Here is a 10,894-nt window from a genome sequence, read left to right on the forward strand (position 1 = left end):
AGGTCGGTCGCGGTCCGATCCGACGATTTGTACAGTGGCATGTATTGACAGTAAATGACGGTCGTGAAAAAAACGAGATAGCGCGAACGGGACTGAAGCCGTTTGAACCGAAGCCGTTCGAACCGAAGTCGTCCGAGCCGTCACGACTGAAACGGAGCCCTCTCCATGGAGCCCGACCTCAGCAAGTACCGCCTCGAGGGCGACAACTCGATGTACCGGCTGCCCAGCGGGCTCGTCGCGCCCGTGGTGACCCGTGCCGGTTCCGAGAGCGGGAACACCGCGGACTCCGGCGGGGCCGTTCGGGTCTCGGGCGTCAGTGCCCAGCACACCCCGGCGCGGCGGCTCTGGTTCGGCAAGGTCAGCAACGAACCCGGCTACCGCTCGGTCACCCACCACCATGGCGAGGCGGAGACGGGCGGCTACGTCCTGTCGGGGCGGGCCCGCATCTACTTCGGCGAGAAGTTCGAGGACTACGTCGACATGGGGGAGGGCGACTGGGTCTTCGTGCCGCCGTTCATGCCGCACATCGAGTGCAACCTCTCGCGCAACAAGCCGCTGACGTGGATGACCACCCGGACGCCGGAGAACATCGTGGTCAATCTGCCCGACATCGCGGACGCCGATCTGCGGGATTGGCTGGACCGATGACGACCGGGACACCGCCCACCTCGGAGATCTTCACCGCGGCCGTCACGCTGACACCGGCCGAGCCCGAGCACTTCGACCTCGCCTTCACCGCCGTCACCCAGCCCTGTCCGTGGCCCAAGGCGTACGGCGGAGACCTGGTCGCCCAGGCCGCAGCCGCGGCCATGCGGTCGGTCACCGACGGCAAGTCCCTGCACTCCATGCACAGTTACTTCCTGCGCCCGGCCGACATCGGGGCGAGCGTGCGCTACGAGGTGGAGGTGCTGCGCGACGGCCGCGGCTACAGCACCAGGCAGGTGCGCGGCTACCAGAACGGCAAGACCCTCTACGTCTGCCTGGCCAACTTCGCCGCGGGGGAGCCCGGCCAGACCTTCGAGGCCGAACTCCCCGAACTCGCCGAGGACTTGCCCGACCCCGAGGAACTGCCCAGCTCGGCGGCGTATCTCGCCGGGCTCGGCGGCGGTTCCATGACCGAGGAGTCGAAGGCCTACTGGTCCGGCGGCCGGGGCTTCGACATGCGGCACGTGCCCGGCCCGGTCTACCTCACCGTCGAGGGCAAGCAGGTCCCCCAACAGGCCGTGTGGCTCAAGCCGTTCGACCCGCTCAGGTCCGTAGAGGGGCTCACCGACGCCCAACGGGACCTGGCCGCGCTGGCGTACGTCTGCGACTACACGATCCTCGAACCCGTGCTGCGCGTACTCGACCTGCCCTGGGCCAAACCCGGGCTCGTCACCGCCAGCCTCGACCACGCCATGTGGTTCCACCGCCCCGAACCCGTCGGCGACTGGCTCCTCTACCTCCAGGAAGCCGGTGCCGCCGAGGCGGGCCGCGGTCTCGGCTCGGGTCGCTTCTTCACCCGCGACCACCGTCACCTGGCCACCGTCGTCCAGGAGGGCATGATCCGCCCCACCTGACCCGCCGCCTCCACCGGTGGGCTCCCGGAAGGACTCCCGCGTTGACTCCTCCGTCGCCTCTCCCGATATCCGCGATCTCCGCGCACCTGGACACCTTCACGCGCGATCACCTGCCTCCCGCGCACCTGTTGCCGACGATCGAGTTCAGCACACCGGAGCTGCGGTACCCGGACCGGCTCAACGCCGCCGCCGAGCTCATCGACATCCCCGTATCGACGTTCGGGGCCGACCGTCCGGCGCTGCGTACACCGGCCGGGGAGGCCTGGTCCTACGGCGAGCTGCGGACCCGGGCCAACCAGGTCGCCCAGGTGCTCACCGAGGACCTGGGGCTGGTCCCCGGACAGCGGGTCCTGCTGCGGTCTCCCAACAACCCCTGGGCCGTGGCGAGTTGGCTCGGCGTACTCAAGGCCGGGGGAGTGGTCGTCACCGTCATGGCCGCGCTGCGCGCCCGCGAGATCGCCCCGATCGTCGAGCGCACGCGCCCGTCCGTCGCGCTGGTGGACCAGCGGTTCGCCGAGGACGTGCACGCCGTCCGGGAGGCGCAGGACGCCCATGCCGACCGGGACGCCGCGGCGCCGACGCTGACGGTCGTGGAGTTCGGCGGCACCGGCCCGGACGACCTCGTGGCGCGGGCCGGGACCAAGTCCGGCGAGTTCACCACCGTGGACACCGCCGCCGACGACGTGGCGCTCCTCGCGCCGACGTCCGGCAGCACCGGCGTCCCGAAGATCACCATGCACTTCCACCGCGACATCCTGTCCATCGACAACACCTTCGGCCGCCATGTGCTGGGCCTGCTCCCCGACGACCTGGTCGCCTGCAGCGCTCCCTTCGCCTTCACCTTCGGCCTCGGCATGCTGGTCGTCTTCCCGCTGCGGGCCGGTGCCTGCGCCCTGCTGACCGAGGCTGCCACTCCGCTTCAACTCGCCCAGTACGTCGATGAGTTGGGCGTCACCGTGCTTGCGACGGCCCCCACGGCGTACCAGGCGATCCTGCGGGAGGGGCAGGAACAGCGGCTCGCCGGGCTGCGGGTCGGGGTGTCGGCCGGCGAACACATACCCAAGGCGGTGTGGGAGCAGCTGAGGGACCGGCTCGGACTCCGGATCGTCGACGGGATCGGCGCCACCGAACTGCTGCACATCTTTCTCTCCGCCGCAGGTGACGACATCAGGCCCGGAGCCACCGGGAAGCCGGTGCCGGGCTACCGCGCCACGATCCTCGGCCCGGACGGCTCGGAGCTCGGACCGGGCGAGCCGGGGCGGCTCGGCGTCATCGGCCCGGTCGGCTGCCGCTACCTCGACGACGAACGCCAGAAGGACTACACCGTGGACGGCTGGAACGTCACCGGTGACGTCTTCCACCGGGACGAGGACGGCTACTTCCACTACCACGCCCGCGGCGACAGCATGATCGTCTCCTCGGGCTACAACATCGGCGGACCCGAGGTCGAGGCCGCCGTGGACACCCACCCCGATGTGCTGGAGTCCGCCGTCGTCGGCAAGCCCGACACCCAACGCGGCTTCGTGGTCTGCGCGTTCGTCGTGCTCCGGGAGGGTGTGCCTGGCGACGCCGCCAAGGCCAGGGAGATCCAGGACCACGTCAAACAGGTCATCGCTCCCTACAAGTACCCGCGTGACGTGCGGTTCTGCGACGCGCTGCCCCGCAACGCCAGCGGGAAGCTGCAGCGGTTCGCGCTCCGCAGGATCGTCGAGGACGAGCAGGCCGCCACGGCCGCCGTCGAGCAGTGAGAGGAACTCCCGTGAAGATCGCGATCGTTGGCGGTGGCCCCGGCGGCCTCTACTTCGCTGCTCTCATGAAACAGCTCGACCCGGCACACGAGATCACCGTCTGGGAACGCAACGCCCCCGACGACACGTTCGGCTTCGGTGTCGTCTTCTCCGACGAGACGCTCGGCGGCATCGAGAACGCCGACCCGGAGTTCGCCGACGCCATGGCACGGCGGTTCGCCCGCTGGACCGACATCGACATCCACTACCGCGGCCGGAGCCACACCATCGGCGGCCAGGGCTTCGCCGCGATGAGCCGCAAGGACCTGCTCCGGCTGCTGCAGGAACGTTGCCGCAAACTCGGTGTCTCCGTGCACTACTCGACGCTCGCCCCTCCGGTGGACGAACTGAGTGCCTCGTACGACCTGGTGGTGGGGGCCGACGGCCTCAACTCCCAGGTCAGGGCGGCCCGCGCGGACGTCTTCCGCCCCTCGCTGGACCGGCGGCACAACAGATACATGTGGCTCGGCACGGACCGGGTCTTCGAGGCCTTCCAGTTCTTCGTCAGGCAGACGGAGTGGGGGACCATGCAGGTCCACGGCTACCCCTACTCCGAGAGCGGCTCCACCTTCATCGTCGAGATGCACGAGGACGTCTGGCGGCGGGCCGGCTTCGACGACACCGAGGAGACCGAGTTCCCGCCGGGCGCCTCCGACGAGCGGGCCGTGGAGCGCGTGCGCGGACTCTTCGCCGAGGAACTCGCCGGCCACCAGGTGTTCGCCAACAACTCGAAGTGGCTCAACTTCACCACCGTGCGCAACGAGCGGTGGCACCACGACAACCTCGTCCTCGTCGGCGACGCCGCGCACACCGCGCACTTCTCGATCGGGTCGGGCACCAAGCTGGCCATGGAGGACTCCCTCGCCCTCGCCGCCTGTCTGCATGAACACCCGGACATCGAGAGGGCGTTGACCGCATACGAGGCGGAGCGGCGCCCGGTCGTCGAGTCCACGCAACGGGCCGCGCAGGCGTCCCTGGAGTGGTTCGAGAACATCGGCATGTACGTCCACCAGGAGCCGACCCAGTTCTGCTTCAACCTGCTCACGCGCTCGCGCCGCATCACCTACGACAACCTGCGCACCCGTGACCAGGAGTTCGCCGACCGCGTCGACGCAGCCTTCGCCACGTCGCAAGGCCTCGACGAGGTCGCGCCGGCGATGTTCCAGCCGTTCAGGCTCGGGGAGCTGGAGCTGAAGAACCGGGTGATCGTCTCCCCGATGGACATGTACTCCGCCGTCGACGGCGTGCCCGGCGACTTCCATCTCGTCCACCTCGGCTCCAAGGCCATGGGCGGGGCCGGGCTGGTGATGACGGAGATGGTCTGCGTCTCGCCCGATGCCCGCATCACCCCCGGCTGCACGGGGCTGTGGACCGAGGAACAGCGTGACTCCTGGGCGCGGATCGTGTCCTTCGTCCACGACCGCAGCACCGCCCGCATCGGCCTGCAGCTCGGCCACTCGGGCCGCAAGGGCTCCACCCGGCTGATGTGGGAGGGCATGGACGATCCGCTGCCGGACGGCAACTGGGAGACCGTGGGTCCGTCGCCACTTCCGTACGGACCCGGGTCGGCCGTCCCGCGCGAGGTCACGCGTGCCGACATGGACCGGATCATCGCCGACTTCGTCGCAGCCGCCCGCCGCGGCGCGGAGGCGGGCTTCGACCTGCTCGAACTGCACTGCGCGCACGGCTACTTGCTGTCCTCCTTCCTCTCGCCGGTCGCCAACCACCGCACCGACGAGTACGGCGGTTCGCTGCAGAACCGGCTGCGGTTTCCCCTGGAGGTCTTCGACGCGGTCCGGGCCGTCTGGCCGGCCGGGCGGCCGATGATCGTGCGCATCTCCGCGACCGACTGGGTGCCGGACGGCAACACCGAGCACGACGCGGTCGGCATCGCCCGCGCCTTCGTCGCCCATGGCGCGGACGCCATCGACGTCTCCTCGGGACAGGTCACCAGGGACGAGGACCCCGCGTACGGCCGCTCGTACCAGACCCCGTTCGCGGACCGGATCCGTCACGAGGTCACCGCCGCGACCGGCACCGCCGTCATCGCGGTCGGGGCGATCGCGTCCTACGACGACGTGAACTCGATCCTCCTGGCTGGCCGCGCCGACCTGTGCGCGCTCGGCCGCACCCACCTCTACGACCCGCAGTGGACGCTGCACGCGGCGGCCGAACAGGACTACCGGGGCACCGCGAGCGAGTGGCCGGTCCAGTACCGGGCCGGCAGCCGCAAGCCCCCCACCTCGCGCACCGACGCCGTACGCCCCCGCCTCTCGCTGCTGCGCGCCGACGATTCCGACCAGAACGTCCACCTGCGCTGGACCCCGCCCCGCGAGCCGGCGACGGTCACCTGAGCCGACGGAGGCCACCCCTCCGAAACCCGAGCAGTGAGACCCATGCAAAGAGCCGTGCGGCGCAGCCGATGAGCGCGCCGCACGGCTCTCGTGCGTCAGGTCCGAGGGCCGTGGTTCGGGCCGGAGCGTTGCTCCGGACAGCGGAACGCCTCCCTCCCGCCGCACTGCGCCCTCGAAGATCACGCGTTAATTTGGCCATGTTTTCACCGGATCACACCTTTCGTCCTGCCTGCCTCGGCGGAGACGGAAGAGGCCCCGCGCCCGCGCGGGGACGAAGGGTGGGCGATGGCCAAGACCTTGAACGACACGCTCGTCCCGGCCGAGCGCCACGGATCGACGCGGACCGCCCGCGTCGACCCACGCACCGCAGGCAGGGCCTGGCCGGCAGCGGTCGCGGTCGCCTTCACGCTGGCCCAACTGGCGCTCGTACGCCCCGGGATGGGCCTCGGCTGGGACGAGACGGTGTACGTCAGTCAGGTCGGCGGCCACACCCCGGCGGCGTTCTTCAGCGCCCCGCGCGCCCGCGGTGTCCCGTTGCTGGTCGCGCCGATCGCCTCGTGGTCGTCGTCCACGGAACTGCTGCGGGTCTATCTGGCCCTGCTGTCCGGGCTCGGCCTCTACCTGGCCCTGCGTGCCTGGCGGGGCCTCTTCCCCGCCCGGGTGCTCGGCGCCGGCGGTGCCCTGTTCGCCACGCTGTGGGTGACCGTGTTCTACGGCCCGCAGGCCATGCCCAACTACTGGGTCGCGATCGGTGCCCTGGCGGGTGTCGGCTACTTCCTGCGCGCCCAGGCCGACCCGAGCGACCGGGCGGCCCTGTGGGGAGTGGGCGCGAGCGCGGCGCTGATGGCGTGGATGCGGCCCACCGACGCCGTCTGGGTCACCCTTCCGTTGTTCGCCGTGCTGGTGTGTCCATCTCGCTGGAGACGGCCGCGGCTGTTGGCGGCGCTGCTCGTAGGGCTGGCGACCGGGGCGGCGCAGTGGGTCGTCGAGGCGTACGTCGGTTTCGGCGGCCTGAGCGAGCGGCTCGCCGACGCCTCCGGAATCCAGGGCGGGCTCGGCTGGAACATCGCCGTCCTGGACCAGCTGCGCACCCTGGGCGGACGCAGCCTGTGCCGCCCGTGCGACGGGTCGATTCCGGCCACCCAGATGATCGTCTGGTGGTTCGTCCTGCCGCTGCTCGCCGCCGTCGGGCTGGTGGTCGCGGTCAGGGCCCGGCGTACGGCGGGCACCCTCCTGCCCCTGGCCTGCGCCACGGCGGCGGGCATCCCGTATCTCTTCATGATCGGATACGCCGCGCCGCGCTTCCTGCTCCCCTACTACGCGCTGCTGGTCATCCCGGTCGCCGACGCGCTCATCCATCTCGTCACGGCGTCGATCCGCAAACGGCGACCGGTGGCCGCGGCCCTGGTGGCGCTCGGTCTCGCCGGGCATCTGGCGGTCCAGTACACGGTGCTGACCCGCACGGTGGACCGCACCACCGCCTCGCACCGCGACTGGGCGCGCACGGCGGCCGAGCTGCACCGTCTCGGCGTACGGCCGCCGTGTCTGCTGACCGGGCACCTCGCCATCCCGATCGCCTTCTACACGGGCTGCCGCTCCGTCCAGACGCAGGGGCACAACGCCAACACCACCGCGGCGGACATCGTCGGGGCCGCCGAGCGGCTGCCGGTCGCCGCCCTCACGACGTCGAAGGGGGAACCGCCCGAATTCGCGCGGACCTGGGAACGGCACCGCGTCGCCGGCCTGCTCCTCCACGTCGCGCCCGCCGCGCGCTGAGCCCGCCGCGGACGGCCTCCGGCCGGACTGTGACGTACTTGTGCGGCCTCCTGTCCGGTCAGGACCGATCAGGAGATATCTTGATGTCGAGCAATGTTGCAGACGTGGAGCGGAGCACCCGGTGACTGACTCGACCATCATCTATACGCACACTGACGAGGCCCCGGCCCTGGCGACCTATTCGTTCTTGCCGGTGGTCCAGGCGTACGCGTCGCAGGCCGGTGTCACTGTGGAAACCCGTGACATCTCGCTGGCCGGACGCATCATCGCCCTCTTCCCCGAGTTCCTGGAGGAGGGCCAGCGCATCCCCGACGCCCTCTCCGAGCTCGGTGACCAGGCCAAGACGCCCGAGGCCAACATCATCAAGCTGCCGAACGTCTCGGCGTCGATCCCGCAGCTGAAGGCCGCGGTCGTCGAGCTGCAGGCGCAGGGCTACGCGCTGCCCGCCTACCCGGACGACCCGAAGACCGACGAGGAGCGCGACATCCGCGCCCGTTACGACAAGGTCAAGGGCAGCGCCGTGAACCCGGTGCTGCGCGAGGGCAACTCCGACCGCCGCGCCCCCGCGTCGGTCAAGAACTACGCCAAGGCCCACCCGCACCGCATGGGTGCCTGGACCTCCGAGTCGAAGACGAACGTCGCGACCATGGGCGTCGACGACTTCCGTTCCACCGAGAAGTCCGCGGTGATCTCCGAGGCCGGTTCCCTGCGCATCGAGCTGGTGGGCGACGACGGCACCACCACGGTCCTGCGCGAGTCCGTACCCGTCCTCGTGGGCGAGGTCGTCGACGCGTCCGTCATGCACGTCGCCGCGCTGCGCGAGTTCCTCACGGCGCAGATCGCCCGCGCCAAGGCCGAGGACGTGCTGTTCTCCGTGCACCTCAAGGCCACGATGATGAAGGTCTCCGACCCGATCGTCTTCGGTCACGTGGTGCGCGCCTTCTTCCCGAAGACGTTCGCGAAGTACGGCGAGACGCTCGCCGCCGCCGGTCTGACCCCGAACGACGGTCTGGGCGGCATCTACAAGGGCCTCGAGTCCCTGCCCGAGGGCGACGAGATCAAGGCGTCCTTCGACGCCGAGCTCGCCGACGGCCCCGCGCTCGCCATGGTCGACTCCGACAAGGGCATCACCAACCTGCACGTCCCGTCGGACGTCATCGTCGACGCCTCGATGCCGGCGATGATCCGCACCTCCGGCCACATGTGGGGCCCGGACGGCGGGGAGGCCGACACCCTCGCGGTCCTCCCGGACAGCAGCTACTCCGGCGTCTACCAGGTCGTCATCGACGACTGCCGCGCCAACGGCGCCTACGACCCGTCGACGATGGGCTCGGTCCCGAACGTCGGTCTGATGGCGCAGAAGGCCGAGGAGTACGGCAGCCACGACAAGACCTTCGAGATCCCGACCACCGGCACGGTCCGCCTCGTCGACCAGGCCGGCAACGTCGTCATCCAGCAGACGGTCTCCGCCGGCGACATCTTCCGCGCCTGCCAGACCAAGGACGACCCGATCAAGGACTGGGTCAAGCTCGCCGTCACCCGCGCCCGCGCGACCGGCGACCCGGCCGTGTTCTGGCTGGACGAGAGCCGCGCCCACGACGCCGTGCTCATCGAGAAGGTCAAGCAGTACCTTCCCGAGCACGACACCGAGGGCCTGGACATCCGGATCCTGGCCCCGGTCGAGGCGACCAAGCTCTCCGTGGAGCGCATCCGCCGCGGCGAGAACACCATCTCGGTCACCGGCAACGTCCTGCGCGACTACCTGACCGACCTGTTCCCGATCCTGGAGCTGGGCACCAGCGCCAAGATGCTCTCGGTCGTCCCGCTGATGAACGGCGGCGGCCTCTTCGAGACGGGCGCCGGCGGCTCCGCGCCGAAGCACGTGCAGCAGCTCGTCAAGGAGAACTACCTGCGCTGGGACAGCCTGGGCGAGTTCCTTGCGCTGGCCTCCAGCTTCGAGCACCTCGCGCAGACCACGGACAACGCGCGTGCCCAGGTCCTCGCGGACACGCTCGACCGCGCGACCGCCACGTTCCTGGAGAACGACAAGTCGCCGAGCCGTCGTCTCGGTGGCATCGACAACCGCGGCAGCCACTTCTACCTCGCCCTCTACTGGGCGCAGGAGCTGGCCAGGCAGACCGACGACGCGGCGCTCGCCAAGGCGTTCGCCCCGCTCGCCGAGACGCTGACCGCTCAGGAGCAGACGATCGTCGACGAGCTGATCGCGGTGCAGGGTTCGCCTGCCGACATCGGCGGCTACTACCAGCCCGACCCGGCCAAGGCGGCGGCCGTGATGCGGCCGTCCGCGACGCTGAACGCGGCGCTGGCCACGCTGGCCTGACCTGAGCCTCAGCGCTCCGCTGGTGGCCCGTTGTCGTCTGCGGGTCCGTCGTGGCTGGTCGCGCCCACGCGGCGGAGCCGCATATCGATACAGCCCCGCGCCCCTTTGGGGCGCGGGGCCTGTAGCCGCTCCGAAACTCCCGACCCCAGACAGGCAGGTCGAAGATGACGGACTCCTCCGGCAGAGGATCAGGCACTCGGCAGCTCCAGGTGGAGGTGCACGGCCTCGATGTGATCGGTGATGCCGAGCGCAAGGGGACGCCCCGGACGCTCTTCTGGCCCTGGTTCGGCGCCAACGTGTCGATCCTCGGCCTGAGTTACGGGTCCTTCGCGCTCGGCTTCGGGATCTCGTTCTGGCAGGCGCTGGCCGCCGGAGTGATCGGGATCGTCTTCTCGTTCCTGCTCTGCGGCTTCGTCGCGGTGGCGGGCAAGCGGGGTTCCGCGCCGACGATGGTGCTCAGCCGGGCGGCCTACGGCGTACGCGGCAACCGGCTGCCCTCGGTCGTGTCCTGGATGCTCACCGTCGGCTGGGAGACCGTGCTCACGGCCCTGGCGACGATGGCCACCGCGACCGTGCTCGACCGGCTCGGCTGGGGCGGCGGCACCGGGACCAAGGTGGTCGCCCTGATCGTCGTCGGGGCACTGGTCGTGGTCGGCGGAGTGATGGGCTTCGACCTGATCATGCGGCTGCAGACGGTGATCACGGTCGTCACCGGCGTGCTGACCGTCGTCTACATCGGGCTCGTCGCCGACCACATCCACTGGTCGGCGGTCAGCGCCGTACCGTCCGGCTCCGCCCAGGAGTTCATCGGCGCGCTGGTCTTCATGATGACCGGCTTCGGCCTCGGCTGGGTCAACGCCGCCGCGGACTACTCGCGCTATCTGCCGCGCGACTCCTCCGGCCGGGGCGTGGTCGGCTGGACCACCTTCGGGGCCTCGGTGGCACCGCTGCTCCTGCTGGTCTTCGGCCTGCTCCTCGCCGGATCGTCCACCACGCTCAACACGGCCATCGCGGCCGACCCGATCGGCGCGCTGACCACGATCCTGCCCACCTGGTTCCTGATCCCCTTCGCCGCCG

Annotated in this window: 7 protein-coding genes; all 7 read left to right on the top strand. The window is 70.2% G+C overall.

The features are described from left to right. Window positions 1-165 precede the first annotated feature (165 nt). Entirely contained in the window at window positions 166-648 is a 483-nt protein-coding gene (locus AOK17_RS01585; RefSeq protein ID WP_055610413.1) for a cupin domain-containing protein, read from the top strand. Next, the gene (locus AOK17_RS01590; RefSeq protein WP_055610414.1) at window positions 645-1,559 is read left to right on the top strand and encodes an acyl-CoA thioesterase; all 915 of its coding nucleotides are present in this window, start codon (window positions 645-647) and stop codon (window positions 1,557-1,559) included. The genes AOK17_RS01585 and AOK17_RS01590 overlap by 4 nt, the downstream gene beginning before the upstream one ends. A gap of 41 nt (window positions 1,560-1,600) precedes the next feature. Beyond that, window positions 1,601-3,307: an AMP-binding protein gene (locus AOK17_RS01595; protein ID WP_055610415.1), complete on the top strand. Its 1,707-nt coding sequence runs from the start codon at window positions 1,601-1,603 to the stop codon at window positions 3,305-3,307. Between the two features lie 11 nt (window positions 3,308-3,318). Next, entirely contained in the window at window positions 3,319-5,700 is a 2,382-nt protein-coding gene (locus AOK17_RS01600; RefSeq protein ID WP_055610416.1) for a bifunctional salicylyl-CoA 5-hydroxylase/oxidoreductase, read from the top strand. Window positions 5,701-5,985: 285 nt separating this feature from the next. Continuing rightward, complete coding sequence (locus AOK17_RS01605) at window positions 5,986-7,476, top strand: hypothetical protein (protein WP_055610417.1); 1,491 nt, start codon at window positions 5,986-5,988, stop codon at window positions 7,474-7,476. Between the two features lie 121 nt (window positions 7,477-7,597). Beyond that, entirely contained in the window at window positions 7,598-9,817 is a 2,220-nt protein-coding gene (locus tag AOK17_RS01610) for an NADP-dependent isocitrate dehydrogenase (protein ID WP_055610418.1), read from the top strand. 164 nt (window positions 9,818-9,981) lie between these two features. Continuing rightward, window positions 9,982-10,894: purine-cytosine permease family protein (locus AOK17_RS01615; RefSeq protein ID WP_206190647.1), on the top strand; the 913-nt coding region annotated here is incomplete at its 3' end.

The organism is Streptomyces phaeochromogenes (genome assembly GCF_001418655.1).
Lineage (GTDB): Bacteria > Actinomycetota > Actinomycetes > Streptomycetales > Streptomycetaceae > Streptomyces > Streptomyces phaeochromogenes.